General features: G+C 68.9%; 14 protein-coding genes. 6 read left to right on the top strand and 8 right to left on the bottom strand.

The window, feature by feature from the left end; genetic code table 11:
• Window positions 1–25 precede the first annotated feature (25 nt).
• Window positions 26–715, bottom strand: coding sequence for a hypothetical protein (locus JL100_RS23760; protein WP_202681863.1), 690 nt, complete (start codon window positions 713–715; stop codon window positions 26–28).
• Window positions 716–1,096: 381 nt separating this feature from the next.
• Here JL100_RS23760 and JL100_RS23755 point away from each other — a divergent pair, with 381 nt between their 5' ends.
• The 3 genes from JL100_RS23755 to JL100_RS23745 all read left to right on the top strand — a co-directional run bounded on the left by JL100_RS23755 (window position 1,097) and on the right by JL100_RS23745 (window position 4,979).
• Window positions 1,097–2,233, top strand: a complete 1,137-nt coding sequence (locus JL100_RS23755) for an AAC(3) family N-acetyltransferase (protein ID WP_202681864.1) — start codon at window positions 1,097–1,099, stop codon at window positions 2,231–2,233.
• Window positions 2,166–3,383 carry a hypothetical protein gene (locus JL100_RS23750; protein WP_202681865.1) on the top strand — a complete coding sequence of 406 codons (1,218 nt, stop codon included), beginning with the start codon at window positions 2,166–2,168 and terminating at the stop codon, window positions 3,381–3,383. Before JL100_RS23755 ends, JL100_RS23750 begins: the two co-directional genes overlap by 68 nt.
• Window positions 3,384–3,830: 447 nt before the next feature.
• A complete protein-coding gene (locus JL100_RS23745) occupies window positions 3,831–4,979 on the top strand; it encodes a hypothetical protein (protein ID WP_202681866.1) in 1,149 nt (382 codons plus the stop codon).
• 96 nt (window positions 4,980–5,075) lie between these two features.
• Here the strand turns inward: JL100_RS23745 and JL100_RS23740 are convergent, their stop codons facing one another.
• The gene (locus JL100_RS23740) at window positions 5,076–5,618 is read right to left on the bottom strand and encodes a hypothetical protein (RefSeq protein ID WP_202681867.1); all 543 of its coding nucleotides are present in this window, start codon (window positions 5,616–5,618) and stop codon (window positions 5,076–5,078) included.
• Window positions 5,619–6,457: 839 nt separating this feature from the next.
• Window positions 6,458–7,870, bottom strand: coding sequence for a glycosyltransferase (locus JL100_RS23735; RefSeq protein WP_202681868.1), 1,413 nt, complete (start codon window positions 7,868–7,870; stop codon window positions 6,458–6,460).
• A 352-nt stretch (window positions 7,871–8,222) separates the two neighbouring features.
• Between JL100_RS23735 and JL100_RS23730 the strand changes: the two genes are divergently transcribed.
• The 3 genes from JL100_RS23730 to JL100_RS23720 are packed head-to-tail and all read left to right on the top strand — an operon-like array spanning window position 8,223 to window position 11,711.
• On the top strand, window positions 8,223–9,557 hold the full coding sequence (locus JL100_RS23730) for a putative O-glycosylation ligase, exosortase A system-associated (RefSeq protein WP_202681869.1): 1,335 nt from the start codon (window positions 8,223–8,225) through the stop codon (window positions 9,555–9,557).
• Window positions 9,558–9,591: 34 nt separating this feature from the next.
• Entirely contained in the window at window positions 9,592–10,764 is a 1,173-nt protein-coding gene (locus JL100_RS23725) for a glycosyltransferase (protein ID WP_202681870.1), read from the top strand.
• Window positions 10,761–11,711 (top strand): glycosyltransferase family 2 protein, encoded by a 951-nt coding sequence (locus JL100_RS23720; protein WP_202681871.1) that lies wholly within the window; start codon window positions 10,761–10,763, stop codon window positions 11,709–11,711. The genes JL100_RS23725 and JL100_RS23720 overlap by 4 nt, the downstream gene beginning before the upstream one ends.
• 108 nt (window positions 11,712–11,819) lie before the next feature.
• On the opposite strand, the gene JL100_RS23715 is transcribed toward JL100_RS23720, so the two are convergent.
• The 5 genes from JL100_RS23715 to JL100_RS23695 form a co-directional block, all read right to left on the bottom strand.
• On the bottom strand, window positions 11,820–12,830 hold the full coding sequence (locus tag JL100_RS23715; protein ID WP_202681872.1) for a methyltransferase domain-containing protein: 1,011 nt from the start codon (window positions 12,828–12,830) through the stop codon (window positions 11,820–11,822).
• A 5-nt stretch (window positions 12,831–12,835) separates the two neighbouring features.
• Window positions 12,836–15,631: an XrtA/PEP-CTERM system TPR-repeat protein PrsT gene (gene prsT, locus JL100_RS23710; protein WP_202681873.1), complete on the bottom strand. Its 2,796-nt coding sequence runs from the start codon at window positions 15,629–15,631 to the stop codon at window positions 12,836–12,838.
• A 13-nt stretch (window positions 15,632–15,644) separates the two neighbouring features.
• On the bottom strand, window positions 15,645–17,006 hold the full coding sequence (gene prsR, locus JL100_RS23705) for a PEP-CTERM-box response regulator transcription factor (RefSeq protein ID WP_202681874.1): 1,362 nt from the start codon (window positions 17,004–17,006) through the stop codon (window positions 15,645–15,647).
• Complete coding sequence (prsK, locus tag JL100_RS23700; RefSeq protein WP_202681875.1) at window positions 17,003–19,096, bottom strand: XrtA/PEP-CTERM system histidine kinase PrsK; 2,094 nt, start codon at window positions 19,094–19,096, stop codon at window positions 17,003–17,005. Before prsK ends, prsR begins: the two co-directional genes overlap by 4 nt.
• A 183-nt stretch (window positions 19,097–19,279) precedes the next feature.
• Window positions 19,280–20,830: a sensor histidine kinase gene (locus JL100_RS23695; protein WP_202681876.1), complete on the bottom strand. Its 1,551-nt coding sequence runs from the start codon at window positions 20,828–20,830 to the stop codon at window positions 19,280–19,282.
• Between the last annotated feature and the right edge of the window lie 40 nt (window positions 20,831–20,870).

Genomic DNA, 20,870 nt, shown 5'->3' with positions numbered 1-20,870 from the left:
CAAGCGACAAGATGGAGGGGGTGGGTCAGGGCTGGATGCCGAAATGGAGCGCCAGGGCCGATCCGATGCTGATGCCGACCGCGGCGAGCGCCAGGAGGCCGGCGACCCAGTCCGGCACCAGCGAGCGGCGCTGGTGCCGGAGCAGCGCCTGCAGTTCCTCCTGACGGACGGCCAGCGCGTCCAGGCGGTCGATCAGGGCGCGGCCGAGCAGCTCTTCCCGTTCGCGGTCGGTCTCCAGCCGGCGCATCAGGCGGTCCACCCGGTCGGCGGTCGCCCGCATGCCCTGGGTATGGTTCAGCAGGAGCGAGGCGAGTTCCTCCCGCTGGCGCGCACCCGCCTGTTCCATCGTGCGTTCCAGGGTCGGGCCCAGGGTCCGGCCCAGTTCGGCGGACAGCATGTCGCCGACCATCCGGGCCGCCGGCGCCAGGACGCGCCCACCGGAGCCGGCGGCGTCGTCTTCCGGGGGCGCGGCCGAGTCCGGCCGGTCGTCCAGGCCCATCACCCGAGCCGTCATGATCTGGCCTGACAGCGCGCGCAGGTCGGATGCAAGTTCCTCCAGCGTTCTGTCATCCGGTATCCGGTCCCGGACGCTCTGCGTCACCTCCCGCTCCTCTGTCAATTCGTCCGGCGCCACGCCATCCGTCACCATGCCGGTGGGCGCCGTCTGGTCGGAGCCGGCTTCCGTGCCATGCTGCCGCAGCGGAGCCCGGCTCATCGTGGAAACCGATCTAACCATGAGAACCCATAGAGTTGCATGACGCGACAGCGGCTTGTCCGCTGTCCTTACGAGGTATCCGAGCCGTTCCACCGGGGTGATTCGCGGCATATCCGCAACGAAGAGGTAACGGCTTCAAGGCGCCGGCTGTTGCAGGTCGAGTTTTCCCGAATCCGGTGCCGAAGATGCAACAATCCATATGAAGTATCAGCCTCACCATTGGCGTCATTGATGGCTGATTACGGTTCCCGCAACCTCGCACGGGTAAAGAGAAATGAGTGAATTTATATCTTTATTTATAGAAAGGGCGAGTTCCGATTGACTGGAGAAGATCCGCGCAATCATGCAGAGACTTTCATAAGTCCAAGGGGAGACAATCGGATGGCTGCGAACCCTGGCCAAGCCGCGTCGATGCCGCCGGAGAACAGGAAGCGGATCCATCGCATGATCGAATCGACGGTTCCGGAGCCGCTGCTGCGGGCTGCCAGCCGGCTGCTGCCGGCCGGAGTGAAGCGGGCGATCAACGCGGCCATATCCTCCGCCGGGGCCGCCCTGGTCGAGACCGCGCTGGCGAAGCGGTCCGAGCGGCGCCACGGCGCCGGCCGGCGCGCGATCGGCCGGGCCGAGCTGGAAAGCGACCTGAAGGCGGCGGGCCTGCCCGACGGGGCCGTGGTCTTCGTCCACAGCTCGCTGTCCAGGCTGGGCTTCGTCGAGGGCGGGGCCGGAACGGTGCTGGCGGCGCTGGAGAACACGGTCGTCGCGCGGGGCGGCACGCTGGCGATGCCGACCTTCACCATGACCGGGTCGATGTACGAGACGCTGAAGTCCGGCCCGCGCTTCGACGTGCGCGAGACGCCGACCGGCATGGGGAAGATCGCCGAGACCCTGCGCCGCGACCCGCGCGCCCGTCGCAGCATCCACCCCACCCATTCGGTGGCGGCGCTGGGCGACCGCGCCGACTGGCTGGTCGCCGACCATCACCGCTCGCCCTTCGCGTTCGACTCCGACAGCCCCTTCGGGCGGCTGCTGGAGGCCGACGGCTGGCTGATGGGCATGGGCACGGACCTGGGGCCGGTGACCTTCTATCACGTGCTGGAGGACCTGCGCGGCGACAGCTTCCCGTTCCCGGTCTATACGCCGGACAGCCCGCTCCTGCGGGAGGTGACCGGCCGGAACGGCGAGATCTTGAAGGTCGCCGTCATGGCCCATTCGTCGGTCGTCTCGGCCGACCGGATCGACAAGCCGACCGGCCTGGGCGTGCGCGACTACGTCACCCGCTACCTGGAGCGGGACGGCGGCCTGCGCTGGATCAAGCTGGGCGACGGCAATGCCTGGGTGATCCGGGCGGCCGACATGTTCACCTGCCTGGAATGCCTGATGGTCCAGGGCGTCACCATCTACCGCGACCCCGCCGAGGGGGCGGCCCATGCCAGCGAGAGGAAAGACTTCGGTGCCGGTTCAAGAGCTTCTGCCCAGATTGGTCCCGAGGATCGTCAAAGACAGGCTGCGTCCGCTTAAAGACCTGGCGGACTTCCAGCGGCTGCCGCCGGCGGCCAAGGCGGCCGTGCGGCAGGATCGCTCCGGCGGCCGGCGCGCCGACCCCGGCATCGAGGCGGCGGTCGCCGCATCCCTGGACTGGCTGCGCGCGGCCCAGGACAACTCGGCCTCGCGCGACGGCGGCGTCGCCCGGCATTACAGCCTGGTGAGCGGCTGGGCGCCGTCGTATCCGGAGACGACCGGCTATATCGTGCCGACGCTGATCGTCCAGGCGCGGCTGCGCGGCGACGCCGACCTGCGGGAGCGGACGCGGCGCATGCTGGACTGGCTGGTGTCGATCCAATTCCCGGAGGGCGGGTTCCAGGGCGGCATGGTCGGCCAGACCCCGCGGGTGCCGGTGACCTTCAACACCGGGCAGATCCTGCTGGGGCTGGCGGCCGGCGTGGCGGAGTTCGGCGACGCCTACCGTCCGGCCATGACCCAGGCCGCGGAGTGGCTGGCCGCGACCCAGGATGCGGACGGCTGCTGGCGCCGCTTCCCGACGCCGTTCGCCCGCGCCGACGACAAGAGCTACGAGACCCATGTCGCCTGGGGCCTGCTGGAGGCCGCCCGGATCGACCCGTCGCGCGGCTGGGGAGAGGCGGGCCTGGCCCAGGTGCGCTGGGCGATCGGCCGTCAGCGGCCCAACGGCTGGATGGCCGACTGCTGCCTGGAGGAGCCGCACCGGCCGCTGACCCACACGCTGGGCTACGCGTTGCGCGGCATCCTGGAGGCGTCCCGCTTCTCGCCCGATCCGGAATTCCGCGCGGCTGGCATCCGCCTGGCCGACGGCCTGCTGGGTTGCGTCGGCCCCGACGGGGCGCTTCCCGGCCGGCTGACGGCGGAGTGGCAGCCGGCGGTCGACTGGATATGCCTGACCGGCGCCGTCCAGGTCGCCCATTGCTGGCTGATGCTGTACCAGGACACCGGCGCCGCCCGCTACCAGGACGCGGCGCTGAAGGTCAACGCCCATGTCCGCCGCACCGTGGAGACCGCCGGCCCGCCGGAAACCCGCGGCGGCGTCAAGGGCTCCTTCCCGGTGGATGGCGGCTACGGCACCTTCGAATACCTGAACTGGGCCGCCAAGTTCTTCATCGACGCGAACGAGCTGGAGCGGGAGATCGCGGGCTGACGCCGGCATCGAGCCGGCCCTTCGTCCTGGCCCTCTCCTTGCCCGGAGGAGAGGGCGTTCGCTTCGGGAGCTTGCGGAGCAACGGAAAGGCTGGTGTTCCGCCCGGGGCAGCCGGACCGATGCGTTGGGCCACGGTCCAACCTACGATCGGCGGCCCGCATCACTTCCGCCCTGCATCAAACCGTAGGTTGGGCCGTGGCCCAACGCATCGCAAAAGATGAAATGGATGAATCTTCCGTTCCGGCCGGAACACCGGCGAGTGACACGTGCCGAAAAACCCGAGACGCTTTCTTGCGACGTGCCTGTATCGCTGCCACAGCTTATAAGGGTGGAAAATCCGCAGCCAGCCATATAAAAATGAAAAACCCCGGACGCGGCGTACCTGGTCCGGGGTCTGTGCTGCGCCTTGCGTTGCGCTAGCTGCTCTGAGACCGAGAATAGTGAGCAATGGCGGAAAGTCAAGAACTGTTCCACTATACAGGGCAGATACATAGCGACCTGGATGCGGCGATATCGCCCTCGCGATTGGCGCCATACCTCATGGCTGCGGGCGGCTCGGACCGCGACATGGCAATGAAGTTGTATCTCTGGAATGCCAGGATCGCGAAGTCGTTCCTGTACCCGCTGCACGTCGCCGAGGTGATAACCCGAAACGCGATGCACGAGGCGTTCTCACGCAATTTCGGCGGTCCTGGTTGGATGGATCCCGCTTCCGGGCGACTGTATAATCGCCTGAACATCCAGCCACAGGCGGCCATTCAGAGAGCGATCGGCAGGCTGGCAGCGAACGGCAACATGTGTCCGAAGCCGGACGACATCATCGCGGCGCTCACGTTCGACTTCTGGTCCAACCTCTTTCGTCGTGACTACAGCTGGCTGTGGCCGTTGCCTGACCCCGTGAGCGGCAAGAGCATCCTCGAAACGGTTTTCCCCAACCTGCCGGCCGGCAAGGGAAGGGGCTACGTCAAGGATCGGGTGGCCGCCATCAACGATTTCAGGAACAGGATCGCGCATCACGAACCTGTCCATTACAGGCACATCAATCACAAACAGGTTCACGACGGAATTCTGGAATTCATCGGGTTCCGTTGCGCGTCCACGAGAGCATGGGTGAGTCGCCACTCGACGGTGCCGGCCGTGATCCGCACGGTGCCGACGCCGGAGGCCTACCTTCCGGGCAAGCTGCTGACCACCGTAAAGTTTGTAGCGCCGACTGTAGTCTCTTCAACCGACACGCTCGCCTTGGCGCTGGATGTCGTCCGAAGCGCCCGGCCGCCGCTTGCGCTTGTCCCCGATCCTACGGCTCCGCCACCCTACCGGCTGCTGACTCCGACGATGCTGCTTGAGTACTTCTCCGTCAAGGCGACCGAGGATGGCGGGTTGGTCGACGTGACGGCATCCACTGTCGCCGACGTCGTCGCCGCCACGCCAGCGATGTTGATCGACACAGTGGATGTCGGCGTTTCCACCGGGGACCTGTCTGCGAAATTCTTCCCGGCGGGCTCGACGCCAGCGTCAAGGCCGCAGGCGCTACTTGTCACGAATTCCACCGGCACCTTGCTGGGCGTGGTCACAAGGCCCGATTTCCGCTACTGATGACCTGTGCCTGACGCTCGCGGATCAGGTGCAAGGGCACGCCGCCTTGCGCAGGTCAATGCCTGGGATGGGAAATTGCGAAGGAAGCCGCTGATCTCACTGGAGCGACGCGATGACGGTCTCGTTGTCCATCGCCATGGCGGCAAGCCGCTGCTCGTCGAGGGACACCACGACGTAGAACGGAGTTCTCATCTCGGCGCAATAAGCGGTGTCGCCGAGGTCGATCAGGCGCTTGGACTCGCCGTTGGAAATGCGGGTGTGCATCTTGTCGAAAGCGTGCACGCCGCCCAGCCTCGAGGCCACGTCCAACTGGGAATTGCGGAGCAGGGATGAATTCCGGACGGTGAAGTCCGCATATTTCTGAAACGCCGCCGCATCGGCCCACACATTGCCGCATGCCAGGCCGGCGAGCATCGTCTGGGTCTGCAACGCCACGACGCGGTCTGCCATGGTGAGGTGCGGCATCGCCGGAGACTGGATCAGGTCGGTTTCCGCGATGGACGTGCTCTTGGGAGCTTCCGTCGCCGGCGCGAAGCCGGAACCTCGGGGTGCGGACTCCAGGAGGGCGACTTCCGTCCTGGGGTGTCCGGAAAGAGCCTGGACCGTTCGCATTTCAAAGGGAGGCTGCACGACCTTCATGCCCGCGTGATCCGAGGGAGCGCTGGTCACGGGGACCGGGGCCATGGGGACCACAGGCGACGATCGGGAAACGATCAGCGGCTCTCCGACTCCCGGTTCGACGCATCCGGCCAACAGGACTCCGGCCAGGGGCAACAAGGCGAAGGCGGTGGCGGCTGGAATGGCGGATCGAGGCCGTCGGCCCTGTTGAGCTGAAAATCCCATATCGGCCTCTTATGAAATAATCTGAGGAGTTGTCGTCTTAAAATGACTCTACCACCTGAGCTGGCGCAGCCGATGCTCTCCCAGGGGGTAGCCGTGCAGGAAAAAGAATGTGCGACTATACACTGCAACCTGTCCAAAAGATGGCTGCTTCATGTAAATGGCGATGGTGCCAAGCAAATTATCGCCAATCATGTTTCCGAGTAACGAGCAAGTAATTTTCTGATTGTAACTCGACAAGTCAGTTGGCGTATGGGTCATATTCGGAAAGTTACTGCCGAGGCATGCTGCTTTAGATCGTAAGCCACTATCCGAAATTACGGGCCGGTCGGAACGGCCGCGTTGGCCGGCCGACGCTCATGTTTGTTGTCGCTGACAACGGTCCATACGAACAAATCATCAAGACTACCAATGCCGGGGCCCCGGTCGTCCTGGGCTGGTGAATGGCTGCGGAAGCCACGGAAATGTCGAGGATGGTCCGCTCCTCATGACCCAAACCCGTCGTCGCATGACGGCGATGCTCGATCTGCTCAGTCTCTCGTTTGGTCGCAGGCCGGTTGGGGGCTGAAGCGGTGACCGGCGCGCCCGGCGGTGGTTCCGGTCCACCATCGCCGCAGCCTCGAATTCGCCTGAACCCCTCAGGCGTCCCTGGGCTTGCGGGTGGCGCAGTCGGCGGCGGCGGGCTGGATGACCTTGGCGCAGAAGTCCAGCAGGCGCTCGAACTGGATGTCGCGCGACAGGCCCTCCCGCGCCGATGGCGGCAGGCGTTCCAGGCGGCCGCCGGCGGCGTCCTTGGCGGCCAGCCAGCGGCGGATCTGGTCGGCGATGGCCTGGGGATCGTTGGAGAAGAAGCCGGCCTGACGCTCGCGGATCAGGCGTGCCGGCACGCCGTCCTCCAGCCCGATGCCGAGGATGGGGCGGAGCACGCCGAAATACTCGAACAGCTTGGCCGGCACGTTGCCCTGTTCGCGCGGGTTGTTCCACTGCAGCAGCAGCAGCACGTCGGACCGGCGCTGGATCTCCAGCGACCGCTTGTAGGGCACGGCGGGGTGGACCGCGACCCGGTCGGTGACGCCCGCCCGTTCGGCCGGTGGGAATACCAGCCCGGGGTCGCTGCCGTAGAACTCGATCCGGACCCGCTCCCGCTCCGGTCCCAGCAAGGCCAGCGCCTGGAACAGCGGCGAGGGGTCCCGCCGGCCGGAATAGAGCACGCCGGCATAGGTGATGGTCAGGTCCGGCGAGGCGGGAGGAGGCTCGGTCGGCAGCGGGAAGTCCTGGGGGTCGTAGCCGTTGTAGATGGTCGCCACCGGCTTGCCGTACTTGGCGCGGTAGAACTCGGTCCAGGGCTCGGACACGGTGACGATGCCGCTGGCGCTGCCGGCGACCCGCCGCTCCATGCGGTCGAGCAGCGCCATCCGCCAGTCCGGCGCCTCGAAATAGGGGTCGTCGGCCCAGCGGTCGCGGAACTCGGCGATCCAGGGAACGCCCAGCTTGGCGCTGAGATGGTGGCCGGCGAGGAAGGCGGTGAAGGGCGGGCCGGTCACGTAGATCAGGTCGGGCTTCCAGTCGCGGCAGGTGCGCCTGGCCCCCGCCACGGCCCAGGGCAGCCAGCCGACATAGCGGTCCGGCAGGTTGGACAGGTTGAGATAGAAGTCGCTGACCGTGGACAGCACCCGGCCGACCAGGGTGCCGCGGCCCCCGCCGACGCCGCCCCCGGCGCCGGCCGATGCGCCGCCGCCGGGCGCCGGGGTTCGGCGGAGCAGCCGGTTGCGCAGGTTGCCGACAACGTCGATCGGCCGGTTGACGTCCACCGCGCGGGTATAGACGACCCGCTCCGGCGGGATCTCCAGCGGCAGGGTCTTGGCGAGGTCGGGTTCGCGCGCGGTCACCACGCGCACGTCCACATGGCGGCGCATCAGGTACTTGGCCAGCTTGCCGACCCGGATCGCGCCGATCGTGTTGGACGGCGGGAAGTACCAGGACAGGATCAGCACCTTCAGGGGATCCCGGTCGCTCCGCTCCTCGCCGTCGCGGCCGGATGCCGAAACCATGGCCTGATCAATCTGTGAAGAAGCAAACCCAGTCAACCTAGTTCCTTTCGGGCCCGATCCTTCAGGAGTCAGCTCCACGGAGCAAACGGTTGGTCCGCCTTGAAGGATGCCGCCGATACCCGGGAAATATTGCCAAGCGGCATGAAACACACCCGCCATATCCCTATGCAAAAAGTCAAAGGGGACCGGCGGGGCGAAATGGGCTTACTTCCAAGTTCGATTTGACCCTTACGGGTCCGGGCACCGTAAATGGCCGCCATGATGCGGGCCGGGCCGCCGCGGCCGGCCATTCCGGCGAATGGTCTTTTCAAAGATTTTTACGGGTTTTGAAATTCCGGTGGACGGGCACTGAATGCGCTCCCTCATTCTGTTCATGCTGTTCCTGGTCCTCGCGGTGATGGCGCTGACGATGCCGGCGGTCGGCGTGCTCACCTGGGCCTGGATCGCGATCATGAGCCCGCACCGCCTGACCTGGGATTTCACCTACACCCTTCAGCTCAACCTGGTGATCGTCGTCATCACCTTCATCGCGTGGCTGGTGGCGAAGGAGCCGAAGCGGCTGCCGATGAACGCCGCCACGGTCATGATCATGCTGTTCATGGCCTGGATGACGCTGACGACGGCGACCTCGCTGGCCCCGTCCAACTCGTGGTTCCACTGGGACCTGCACATCAAGAACCTGGTCTTCGCGCTGGCCGTCGCGGCGATCATGCGCAGCCAAGTCCGCATCCAGGCGCTGATCTGGATGATCACGCTGTCGATCGGCTATTTCGGGGTCAAGGGCGGCGGCTTCACGATCGTCAACGGCGGCGCCTACACCGTGCTGGGGCCGCCGGAATCGATCATCGAGGACCGCAACCACCTGGCGCTGGCCTGCTGCATGGTCATCCCGCTGATGAACTACCTGCGGGTGACCACGGCCAACCGGCTGATCAAGATCGGCCTCGCGCTGGCCATGGCGCTGACCATCATCTCGGTGATCGGGAGCTACTCGCGCGGGGGGTTCCTGGCGCTCAGCGTGACGGCCTTCGTGTTCTGGCTGCGCTCGTCGGGCAAGTTCGTGACCATGGTGCTCCTGCTGGCCTCCTTCGTGCCGGCCGTGACGATGATGCCGGCGACCTGGAAGGAGCGCATCGGCACCATCGAGAACTTCCAGAAGGACGAGTCGGTCCAGGGCCGGTTCGACGCCTGGAACTACGCGATGCGGGTGGCCGCGGACCGGCCCGTGGTCGGCGGCGGCCTCGCCACGACCGAGGTCCGGCAGGTGTTCCAGCGCTATGTCCCCGGCCGGCCGCAGCGCGCGGCCCACAGCATCTATTTCCAGGTGCTGGGCGACCAGGGACCGGTCGGGCTGGCGATCTTCCTCGGCATCGGCCTGGTCGGCTGGCTGAACACCCGGGCGATCATCCGGATGAGCCGGGACCGGCCGGAGTTCGAATGGGCATTCCACCTGGGCCGGATGATGCAGGTCAGCTTCATCAGCTATTTCGTCGCCGGGGCGGCGCTGTCCATGGCCTATTACACGGTGTTCTTCCTGTCCGTGGTGATCGTGACCTCGGTCAGGGCGATCCTGGCCGCGGCCGAGCGGGCCGAGCTGGAGCAGCGGGCTGCGGCCGAGCCGGCGGTTGCGCGGGTCAGCCGGGGCGGCTTCCTGCGGCCCGCCGCCACCGGCGCCGCGGCGAACTGACCGGGTCCGCATTTTCCAGCATGTCCGTCCGACCATGATCACCGTCACCGAACCCATCATCTGGGGCGACGAGCACGTGCCGGTGAACACCGGCCTGCTCGAAACCGTCGTGCGCGCCTTCCCCGGCGAACACGTCCGCTTCTACGGGGAGGCCGGGCATATCGGGCTGATCCGGGGCCTGATCGACCCCGCCGACGGGGCTGATGTGGATTTCCGACCGGTGGAGCTGCCGCCCCGGACGCCCGATTTCCGCGGCCGGATGCGACACGACCTGGAGTTCGCCGGCCGGCTGCTGGCCGATGCTGTCGGGTCACACCTGATCCTGGCAAGTTCTTGCCCGTCGCTGATCGCCGCGCTGAAGCTCCGCGGGCTGCGGTCGAGCGTGCGCGACGTCCATGTGGTCCTGCACGGGAACTTGGCTTTGCTGTGGTCCTGGCGGTCGCGCAACCCCGTCATCCGGCTGACCGACCTGCGGACCGCCATGTCCCTGCCGAGCCGGCTGCCGGTCCGCTATTTCGTGATGGAGCCTGCGATCCGGGGCGAGTTGCTGGCGACGCTGCCCGGCCTGGACCCCGGCGACGTGCGCGTGCTGCCGCATCCCGTCAGCTCGGTCGAAGCGGCGTCGGCGGCAGGTCCCGCCCCGGACGGCCCGCTGCGCATCGGCTTCATGGGGGCCGCCTCGCGCGAGAAGGGTTTCGCCGAGTTCCTGGACATCGCCGGCCGGGCGGCGGGACCGGACGTGGAGTTCCACGCCGCCGGGCGGCTCGCCGCCGACATGGCCGGGGCCGACCTGCGGGCGCTGGCAAGCCGTCCCGGCGAAGCCAAGCTGGGACGGCGCGCCTATGTCGAGGCCCTGGCCCGCCTGCATTTCGTCTGCATGCCCTACCGGGGGGATCATTACCGCTATTCGCCGAGCGGCGTGCTGGCCGACGCGCTGGCGCTCGCCAAGCCGATGCTGGCCTTCGACCTGCCGATCTTCCGCGACCTGTTCGACCGCCACGGCGACATCGGCTATCTGTGCCGCGACGGGGAGGAGATGGCCGCCCTGATCCGCAGTGGCCTCCACGGCACGCTGGGGGAGGGCGGGCGCTACCGCGCCCAGGTCGAGGCGGTCAGGGCGGCGTGCGCGCCCCGGCTGGCCGGACGGCTGAAGGACGATCTGCGGGCGGCGCTGACCGGCGGACCGCCCCTGTCCCCGGCGTCATGACCGGCCCGCGCTTCAGCGTGGTGATCCCGACCTACGACCGCGCGGAGCATGTCGCCCGTGCGGTCCGGTCCGTGCGCGCCCAGACCTTCCCGGCCCACGAGGTCATCGTGGTGGACGACGGCTCGACCGACGGGACGCCGGGCATCCTGGAAACCCTGGCGCGCGAGGCCGGCCCGCCCGTGGTGGCGCTCCGGCAGGCCAACCGGGGAGCGGGCGCCGCGCGGAACCTCGGCATCGGGGCGGCGACCGGCGACTGGGTGGCGCTGCTCGATTCGGACGACGCCTGGCTGCCGGGCAAGCTGGAAGATGCCCGCCGGATGATCGGGCGGGAACCCGGCCTGGATTTCATCCACTCCCGCTGCATCCAGGATTTCGGGCAGGATTTCGGGCAGGCCTGTAGAACCGAGGCGGACCCGGAATCGCCGCTGACGGTCGAGCAGCGCTGCGACCCCGCCGCGCTGCTGGCGGGATGGCACATCAAGACGTCGAGCGTGATCCTGCGCCGGGACCTGCTGGAGCGGATCGGCGGGCTGTTCCCGATCGACCTGCGGACCTGCGAGGATTTCGAGCTGTTCTGGCGCGCCGCCATCGCGGCTGACAGCATCGGTTTCGTGCCCGAACCGGGGACGGTCATCGCCAACATCCCGACCAGCCTGTCGCGCGACGAAACCCGCGTGCTGCCGCGCCTGATGGACAATGTCGAGGCGCTGGGCCGGGTGATCCGCTGGCTCGACGGCCGCGCCGAAGCCGCCCGCCTGCGCCCGATCCTGGAAACGCGCCGCTACTGGGCCGCCCGCGTCCTGCTGACCCGCGCCGCGCGCGACCGGCGCTTCGTCGAGGCCGTCCGCTGGTTGCGGCGCCAAGGCCTGCCCCCCGCCGAGATCGCCCGCGCCGCCCTGTCCGCCGGCCGCGGCGTCCTGAACGGCGAGAACCCGTCGGGGCTGTAGGTCGGATAGTGCATGTTCTTGCCACAGATAACGGCGATGGACGGAGATGATCCGGGTGGTATCCTTGTCCATCGCCGTCATCTGTGGCCCATTCCTCCCTTCACCGCGTCAATCCTCGTAGACGACGTCGAGGCCGCGGTAGAATTTCAGGAGGTCGCGGTCGGAGATCGGCTTCTCCGCCTTGGTGCCGAAGAAATACACGCCGCCGGCGGCGTCCAGCGAGCCTTCGCGGCTGGCCAGGACGCGGTCGATATATTTCAGCGGGACGGTCGCCACCTTGGCCGCCGCCCTCGCGTATTTCCGCGCCCGCCGGTCGCGGAAGAAGCTGAGCACGAAATATTCGAACGACCAGGCGAGGGCGCCGGCCGGGCCGAGCGCCATGCCGGCCTTGATCTCCGTGAAGTGGCGGAACAGCCGGCGGTGGCCCAGGAAGGTGAAGCGGGTGAAGTCGTAGCGGCCCATATGGACCTGCTGCATGAAGGGCGTCACCGAGTAGACGTAGCCGCCGGGTTTGAGCACCCGGGCGATCTCGGCGACGCAGCGGTAGGGGTCGGCGACATGCTCCAGCACCGCGACCGCGATCACCGCGTCGAAGGTGGCGTCGGCGAAGGGCAGGTCGTGGAGGTCGCAGACATGGTCGGCCCCTTGCCCCAGGATCACGTCGGTATAGACGTAGCGGACGTTGGGCAGGTCGGGGTAGCGCTTGTCGCCGGCCCCGGTCACCAGGATGCGCGCCTCCGGCAGGGCCCGGGCCACGTAGTCCACCGACTTCTCCGAACTCCAGTCCGACGCGTTGACCGAGAAATAGATCACCCGTTCCGCCGCGCGCCGCAGGGCGGCCCTGAGGCCCCGGGCTGGCGCCTCGTCGCGGAGCTTGATCGTCTCCGGCCCGGCACCTTCGCCGGCGCCGCGCGACGTGAAATCGGCGATGGCGAAGACGCTGTTCTCGTCGTGGATCAGGATCGGGGTGCCGTCCACGACCGGATAGACCCTGCCGCAATCGGGTGCCGGGCAGGACAGCCCGTCATCCCGGTCCAGCAGGGGAGCCCGGCAGCGCGGGCACACCAGCGACTCGGACAATGCGCGCGGCGGGGCGGCGGGGGAAACCCGAAGCTGCATGGTCCCTATCGCCTGATCGACGCCAGCAGCTCCGCCGCGTCTTCCCGCGCCTGGAACGCCTGGCCGCCCTCGGTCAGCTTCTCCAGGATCGTCCTGGCCTCGTCCTTGGCGCCCGAGGCGTTCAGCGCATAGGCCAGGTGGTACTGGATGTCCTGGTTGCCCGGGGCGATGGCGGCGGCGCGGCGCAGCAGGCTCAGCCCCTCGCCCGTTTCCCCGGCCTGGACCAGGATCCAGCCCAGCGTGTCTGCGATCTCCGGCGAGCCGGGGGCGGCAGCGTAGGCCCGGCGCGCCAGTTCGAGCGCTTCGGGCCGGTCCACCTCGTGCTTCAGCCAGGCGGCGTTGTTCAGCAGCATCGGGTCGTTCGGCCGGTTCCGCACCAGCACGTCGTAATGGGACTCGGCCTGCTTCAGGTTCCGCAGGGTCAGGTAGCTGTCGGCCAGAACGGTGCGGACCGAGGTGTCGTCGGGATTGTCCCGAACCCAGTCCTCCAGGCCGGCGAGTGCCTGTTCGGCCTGTCCCTGGTTGCGGCGGACCTCGAACAGCGCCATGGCGAGCCGTCGGTCCGGCGAGCGTTGCATCGCCTGCTCCAGGGACTTCAGCGCCTCGGCCGGTTGGTTCGTCCGGATGAGGACGTTGCTGCGGAGCTGGGCGGCGGCCACCGGGTCGGCCTGGGCGAGGCCGTCGGCCAGCCCCAGCGCGCCCTCCACGTCGTTGCCGGCCAGCGCCAGGTCGATCAGGCCCAGGGTCGCCACCGGGTTGGCCGGGTCCTTCGCCTTGATCTCCTCCAGCACCGGCTTGGCCTCGGCCTGCCGTCCGGCCGCCATCAGGTTCTGCGCCAGGGCGACCCGGGCTTCCGTGTCGTCGGGCTTGGCCCTGACATAGTCGCGCAGCGCGTCGGCCGCCTTGCCCGGTTCGTCCGCGGCGCGGTAGACCGCCGCGGCGGCCGCCAGCCCCTCCGGCCGGACGGCGCCGATCTGGCGGAGCTGGGCCGCGATTCCCTGCAACTTGGCTTTGTCGGAGCGGCGCGCGTACAATTCGGCCAGCGCCCGGCGCACCGGGATCGATTCCCGCTGAGCCGTCGCGGCGGTCTCCAGCACGGCGATCGCCTCGTCCGGGCGCTGGCCGCGCGCCAGGAACTGCGCCAGTCGCAATGCCGGCTGCTCTTCGCGCGGGTTCGCGGCGGCGTCGTCGCGCAGGCGCTTCTCCACGGCCTCCAGGTTGCCCATGCGGACATCGACGGCGTTGAGGTTGCCGATCAGCTCGGCCATCTCCGGGTCCATCCGCCGGGCGTCCTCGAGCTTCGACCGGGCGGCGCCCAGGTCGCCCTCGGCCATGAAGACGGCGGCATCCAGGCTGGCCAGCAACGGGTTGTCCGGTTCGCCCTGCCGCATCGCCGCGACCGCCTCGTGGGCCCGCCGGAACTCACCGTTGCGGATATAGTCCAGCACCAGGGCCGCCTGCCGCCGCTTCTCCGGCGGCAGGTCCTGCGACTGGTCGCCGGCGGCCTGGAGCAGGCCCAGGGTGGAGCGGGCGCGGAGCGCCGTCTGGCGGTCGGACACCGTGGCGAGGTCGCGGTAGATCGCGGTCGCCTGGTCGAACTCGCCGAGCCGCAGATAGGCGCCGGCCAGCATCTGGCGGGCCGTCAGGTCTTCCGGATGGGCCGCGACCAGGGGCTTCAGCACCTCGACCGCGCTCAAGGGGTTCTCGGTGCGCAGATGGGTCGCGGCGAGCATCCGGCGGGCGCCGGTATGGTCGGGCATCACCGCGCTGAAGCGGTTCAGGGCGGCTTCGGCCTGGGCATACTGGCCGGTATTGAACTTGATCAGCGCGTTCAGCAGGAGGGCGGGCGTGTAGTCGGCCAGGGCGTCCTCGATCGGCAGGAAGGTTTCCCGCGCGCCGTCGGCGTCGCCCCGGATCATCTGGATCGACGCCTTCAGGTAACGGGCCGTGACGTCCCTGGGCGACCGCTGGAGGACGCGGGCCACGTCCTTCTCCGCCTCGTCGACCAGCCCGGTCTGGAGCCGGACGCGGGCACGCGGCAGCAGCACCCTGGGGTCGTCGGGAGCGATCGAGCCGGCGCGGTTGAGGGCGGCCAGGGCGTTGTCGGTGCGCTGCCGGACCAGGTCGATCTCGCTCGACAGGAGCAGCCCTTCCAGGCTTTCGGGATCGGTCCGGATAACCTCTTCGACCAGCGCCGAGGCGGTATCCAGGTCGTTGCGCAGGGCCTCGACGCGGGCGAGGCCGAGCTTGGCGTCCACCGCGTCCGGGGCTCCGTCCAGCGCGGTCCGGAACATGGTCTCGGCATCGTCGATCTGGCCGGTGCCGATATAGGCCTGTCCGGTCATGACCAGCTTGGACCGGGTCATCTCCGGCGTGGCGCCCTGGGGCGAGAGAACCTCGAAGACGTCGCCGAAGCGGCGCTGCAGCATCAGCGATTGCGCCAGCAGCAGTTCCACTGAGTCGCCGCGCCGGGCGTCGAAGACCCGCCGCAACTCCTTCTCGGCCGAGACCGGGTCGCCGGTGCGCAGGTACAGCTCGCCGAGCAACTGGCGGGCTTCCAGGTTGCCGGCGTCCTGCTGGAGCGCGTTCCGAAGCTGGATCACCGCGGCGCCGGCGTTGCCGGCCTCGTACTCGCGGACGGCGTCCTGGTAGAAGCCCTGGGAACGCTGGGCGTCGGCGTACGCGGGGGTGAAGCCCGCGCCCAGGGCTGCGCCCAGGACGGCAATGGGCGCTGCGGCCAGCAGGCGGCCCAGCGTGTGCCGCATGCCGTGCCGGGTTTTCGTCGGCGGATGCGTCTTCATGGAAGGTCCCTCCTCAGGACGGCGTATTCACGTTGTGCTGCTTCAGCAGGCTGTAGATGGTCGGGCGGCTGATGCCCAGGATCTTGGCGGCGGCCGACAGGTTGCCGGCGGACAGGGCGAGCGCGCTGGACAGCGCCTTCCGCTCGGCCTCGTCGCGCGCCTGCTGGAGCGTCGCCGACGCTTGCCCGGCGTCGCCGCCGGGCGGTGCCGCCAGCCCCATGTCGGCGGCCGTGATGCTCTGCCCGTCGGCCAGGATCACCGCCCGCTTGATGCGGTTCTCAAGCTCGCGGACATTGCCCATCCAGGGATGGTGGCGCAGCGCCGCGAGCGCGTCCGGAGAAAGCTGGAGCTTCCTGCGGCCATGGTCGGCGGAGAATTTGTCGATCAGGTGGCGGGCGAGCAGGACGCAGTCGTCGGTCCGGTCGCGCAACGGCGGTATGTTCAGCGCCATCTCGCCGATCCGGTAGAACAGGTCCTCGCGGAACGCGCCGTCGCGGATCCTGGCCTCCAGGTCCTGGTGGGTGGCGCAGACGATCCGGACATCGACCGGGATCGTCTCGCGCCCGCCGACCCGCTCGATCACCCGTTCCTGGATGAAGCGCAGCAGCTTGACCTGGAGGCTCATCGGCATGTCGCCGATCTCGTCCAGGAACAGGGTGCCCTTCTGCGCCGTCTCGATCTTGCCCTTGACCTGCCGCACGGCACCCGTGAAGGCGCCGCGCTCGTGGCCGAACAGCTCGGACTCCAGCAGGTTCTCCGGGATCGCGGCGCAGTTGATCGCGACGAAGGGTGCGCGGCGGCGCGGGCTGAGATCGTGCAGGGCGCGGGCGAACAGCTCCTTGCCGGTGCCGCTCTCGCCCAGCAGCAGGACGCTGATGTCGGTCGGCGCCACCTTCTCCACCGTGCGGCACAGCGCCAGCATGGCGTCGCTGCCGGTGACGATTCCCTGGAAGCTGGGCTCCCGCACCTGCTGGAGCCGGCGGTTCTCGGCTTCCAGTTGCCACACGTTGAAGGCCCGGTCGACGATCAGGCCCAGCACCTGGCCGTCGATCGGCTTCTGGTAGAAATCATAGGCACCGAGCGCTATCGCGCGCACCGCGTGGGCCCGCTCCTCGTTGCCGGTCACCACGATCACCTTGGTCTCGGGCGCCGCCGCCAGGATCTCGGCCAGCGTCCGCAGCCCCTCCACCGCGTCGTCGGGGGCGGGCGGCAGCCCCAGGTCGAGGGTCACGACCGCCGGCCGCTGGGCCTTGACCTGGCGGAGCGCGCTCTCGCGGTCGGAGGCGGTATGGACCTCCCAATCCTCGAACGACCATTTCAGGCCGCGCAGGATCGCGGGATCGTCGTCGACCAGCAGCAGGGTGCGTGCCGTCATGGGATGGCCTGCCGTTCCATATGCGCTTTCGGTGGGGCGAGCGGCATCAGCACCCGGGCGGTGGTGCCGGCGCCGACCTCGCTCTCGATTTCCAGGTGGCCGCCCCAGCGCTCGATCAGGTCGCGCGTCTGGTACATGCCGATGCCGTAGCCGGTGCTCTTGGTCGAGGCGAAGGGGCGGAACAGGTGGTCGCGGATGAAGGCGTCGGTCATGCCCGGCCCGTCGTCCGCGACCTCGACCACGGCATGGCCGCCCTCGGCGAAGCCGGAGACGCGGATCCGGCCGCGCGCGGCGTCGATCGCGTTCTGCACCAGGTTCTCGATCGCGGCGGTGAAGCCCGGCCGGTCGACCGCGATCGCGACGCCCTCGTCCAGCCGGTCGAACGCCAGGCCGGGCAGCGCGCGCCGCCGGGGCTCGACCACGTCGAGCAGCATGCTGCGCAGGTCGGCCGCCCCGGCGACCGGCTCCGGGCCGGATTCGGCGCGCTCGCGCAGGCGGCCCAGCAGCGCCCGCATCCGCTCGACCGAATCGCCGATCGTCTCCAGCGTGTCGCGCTGGAACTCCGGCTTGTCGCCGTGCTTCTCGGCGTGCTGGAGGATCAGGGAGAGCTGGCTGACCATGTTCTTGAGGTCGTGGGCGACGAAGCTGAAGGACTGGCCCAGCCGCTCGAACCGCTGGGCCTCGAACAGGGCGCGGCTCGCCTGCTCCTCCGCGATGTAGCTGCCGACCTGGACCCCCAGGATCTCCAGCAGGTCCTCGTCCTCCCAGGTCAGGTCGCGCGGCGCGCGCGGCTCGCTCAGCACGATGGCGCCGACGATCTCGTCGCGAAGCCGCAGGGGCACCAGCAGCCAGGGCGCGTTCAGCCGGCGCAGCCAGCCCAGCACCGCCTGTTCGGCCGGGTCGCCGGACAGGTCCAGCCCGTCGCGCAGGTTGAGCACGACGCGCCGCTCGCCCAGCCGCTCGGCCAGGGCGTTGGGCAGCGCCAGCATGCCGGCGCCGCCCGACCAGTTGTAGCGCCCGGCCATGGCGTAGATGTCGCCGCGCCCGCGCAGGAACAGGGCGCCGCTGCTGCATTCGAAGACGTCGGCCATGGCGCGGACCGCGCGCTCGTGCAGGCCGGTCTGCGATGCGCTGTCCGACAGCGTGCGGATGAAGCGCAGCCATTCCCGCCGGTAGTCGTAGGTGAGGCTGAAGAAGTTGCGCGCGATCGCCATCCGGGCGCGGGCGCGCAGCTCGCCCGACAGCAGCAACACCGCAAGCACCATGACGGCGCCCATGAAGAACAGCATCTGGACCAGCGGCCCCAGGGTCATGCTGGTCTCGCGCAGCAGGTAGCCGATCGCCGCGACGCCGAGCAGATAGACGCCGCTGCCGACCAGCGCCGTCGTGTGCAGCACCGTCTCGCGCGAGATCGTGACGTCGAACGACAGGGTCCGGATGCGCGCCGCCGACACCAGCAGGAACGGCACCGCCAGCACCTGGACCAGCGGCCGGGCGGCCAGCGCCAGGGGGTCGGTCCGGCCCAGCAGCAGCGCCCCGCTGTGCAGGAACAGGTCGAAGGCGAACAGGCCGCCCAGCCCGATCAGCAGATGCTTGAAGGTCCAGCGGGCGCTGTCGCGGGTGAACAGGAACAGGTTCTCGACCAGCAGCAATCCGAGCACCGCCAGCGCCAGCCCGGCCACCAGCGAGACGTCGGCGAACCGGTTGGCCGGCAGCGGAACCGCCGCGTCGGCCAGCGCCACCGCCGCCGCCGCGCCGGCTATGGCGGCCAGGGGGTTCCGCCAGAACCCGGAGGCGGGGCCGTGGGTCACCTCGCGCAGCACCACCAGCAGGAACAGCAGCCAGCCGGCCGAGCGAAGCACCAGCAGCGTGTCCGGGACGGCCGCCGGCAGGGGTGCTCCGATCCGGGCGAAGGCCTCCGCGCCCGCCCACGCCGCGGTCATGAAGGCGGCCGCGATCAGCGCCACGCCATGGGCTCCGCCTCGGCGGTTCCGCCGCCAGGTCCCGGCCAGCAGAGCCGTCAGGATCAGATATGTGAGCGCCGCGACCCCATGGGTCGCCGCACCGATCATCGTCTGGTCGAGCTGCATTCCCTGTCCGCACTTTGCGTGGGGGACAGTAGCGCCGGGGGCGGCCCGCGTCTGCGGGGCCAATCGGTTAATCCCAATGTGTCAGCCCCTTTGACGCCGCCCGGGCCGGACGATCCGGAATTGCGTGTTTGCCGTCAGGAGCTTGGCGCCGGCGTCGTCGGATTTCTTTACGGTTCGGGACGGTCAGGGCCGCTGGCGGGGGATCTGGGAAAGCGCCCGGAACAGGGCTTCCGGGTCGACCGGCTTGACGATCATGCCGTAGCCGGCCAGCTCTATCTCGCGCCGGCGCACGGCGCCGTCCTCGTCCGACAGGATGAAGCCGCGCAGCGGCGCCTTCAGCGGATGGCCCCGGACGCCGATCAGCTTGTGCATGGTGAAGATGCCGCTGGCTCCTCCGCCAAATCGCTCTGTGCCCGGCCGCTCGCCGCCCGGCCGGAAGTCGGCGATGATCGCGTCGGGCGGGAAGGACGCATCGGCCAGAAGCTTTTCCGCTTCCGGCGCCGTGCGCACGGTCCGGACCGTCCCGCCCCACTCCTCCACGAGCAGCCGGATCGCGTTTCCGGCGGCTGCTTCCCCGGCCAGGAGCAGCAGGCGCAGGCCGTCGAGCGGCCGCGTCGTTGCCCTGCCGCCGTCCGGCGCCGGCAAAGACCTGCGATTGCTCAGCGGCAGCGTGAGGGTGAAGCAGGAGCCTTGATGGGGTCTGGTCGTGACCTCCACCGTATGTCCCAGCCGCTCCGCCAGCCGCTTCACCACCGACAGGCCGAGCCCGTAGCCTCCGGGATATTCGCGGACGCTCTGCGAGCTGCGGAAGAAGTCCTGCCAGATCAGCCCCAGCTCCTCCGCGGCGATGCCTCGGCCGGTGTCCAGCACCTGGATGCGGAGCCAATCGCCCTGGCGGCGGCATCCGACGACGACTCGGCCCTCGACCGTGTAGCGGAGCGCATTGCAGACCAGGTTCTTCAGCATGGTGTCTAGCAGCGTCGGATCGGTCCGGACGATGGCGGAACTGGGGTGCAACGTGAAACCCAGGCCCTTGCGCTCCGCCAACGGGCTGAATTCGTTGGCCAACGCCACCAGCGAGGCGTTGACGGGATGGTCCGCGAGGTTGAGCTGGACCTGCCCGGAATCCACCTGGTCGAAATAGAGCTGGCCATCGACCACGGTCTGCATCGACTGGATGGCGCGGCCCATGGCCGCCAGCAGATCCTGGGACATCGGGTCGTCCAGGCGCTTGGCGAGGGAGTTCGACAGGAAGGACAGGGCGCTCAGCGGTTGCCGCAGGTCGTGGTTGGCCGAAGCGACCATGCGGGTGCGCACGCGCGCCATGACTTCCGACGGCTTTTCGTACGCGTGGGGCAGGGGCCGGGAATCTGCCGGCACGGCGGTGTTGATGCCATGCCAGTTGACGATCGCGCCGTCCTCGCCGGTCAGCGGCTGGGCCTGCACGACGAAGGTGCGCGCGGGACCGTCGGCCGACAGCAACCGGACCTCGGCCGCCAGCGGCGATCCTGACCGGCGGGCCTCGTGCCACTCCGCCAGGAAGCCGGGCAGATCGTCGGGATGGACGAGCCCCTGCCAGCCGTCGCCGAGCATGTCCGAGGCGGAGCGGCCGGCGAAACGGCGCCAGCCGGCGTTGACATATTCCAGGCTGCCGTCCGGACAGGCGATCCAGAGATGAGACGACTGGTTGCCGGCCGCGGCGTCCTTGGGCAGGTCCGGCTTGTCAACGTTCATGGCATCCAACCATTATCCTGTCCGGAGCTTTTCCGTTCGG

Source organism: Skermanella mucosa, from assembly GCF_016765655.2.
GTDB classification, from domain to species: Bacteria; Pseudomonadota; Alphaproteobacteria; order Azospirillales; family Azospirillaceae; genus Skermanella; species Skermanella mucosa.
The sequence above is the reverse complement of the archived record's forward strand: the minus strand, read 5'-3'. Positions and strand labels throughout refer to the sequence as shown.

Bases quoted from the DNA above. Each gene is read 5' to 3' on its own strand.
- JL100_RS23760 (WP_202681863.1), bottom strand. From the start codon at position 715: ATGAGCCGGGCTCCGCTGCGGCAGCATGGCACGGAAGCCGGCTCCGAC.
- JL100_RS23755 (WP_202681864.1), top strand. From the start codon at position 1,097: ATGGCTGCGAACCCTGGCCAAGCCGCGTCGATGCCGCCGGAGAACAGG.
- JL100_RS23745 (WP_202681866.1), top strand. From the start codon at position 3,831: ATGGCGGAAAGTCAAGAACTGTTCCACTATACAGGGCAGATACATAGC.
- JL100_RS23740 (WP_202681867.1), bottom strand. From the start codon at position 5,618: ATGAAGGTCGTGCAGCCTCCCTTTGAAATGCGAACGGTCCAGGCTCTT.
- JL100_RS23735 (WP_202681868.1), bottom strand. From the start codon at position 7,870: ATGGTTTCGGCATCCGGCCGCGACGGCGAGGAGCGGAGCGACCGGGAT.
- JL100_RS23730 (WP_202681869.1), top strand. From the start codon at position 8,223: ATGCGCTCCCTCATTCTGTTCATGCTGTTCCTGGTCCTCGCGGTGATG.
- JL100_RS23725 (WP_202681870.1), top strand. From the start codon at position 9,592: ATGATCACCGTCACCGAACCCATCATCTGGGGCGACGAGCACGTGCCG.
- JL100_RS23720 (WP_202681871.1), top strand. From the start codon at position 10,761: ATGACCGGCCCGCGCTTCAGCGTGGTGATCCCGACCTACGACCGCGCG.
- JL100_RS23715 (WP_202681872.1), bottom strand. From the start codon at position 12,830: ATGCAGCTTCGGGTTTCCCCCGCCGCCCCGCCGCGCGCATTGTCCGAG.
- prsT (WP_202681873.1), bottom strand. From the start codon at position 15,631: ATGAAGACGCATCCGCCGACGAAAACCCGGCACGGCATGCGGCACACG.
- prsR (WP_202681874.1), bottom strand. From the start codon at position 17,006: ATGACGGCACGCACCCTGCTGCTGGTCGACGACGATCCCGCGATCCTG.
- prsK (WP_202681875.1), bottom strand. From the start codon at position 19,096: ATGCAGCTCGACCAGACGATGATCGGTGCGGCGACCCATGGGGTCGCG.
- JL100_RS23695 (WP_202681876.1), bottom strand. From the start codon at position 20,830: ATGAACGTTGACAAGCCGGACCTGCCCAAGGACGCCGCGGCCGGCAAC.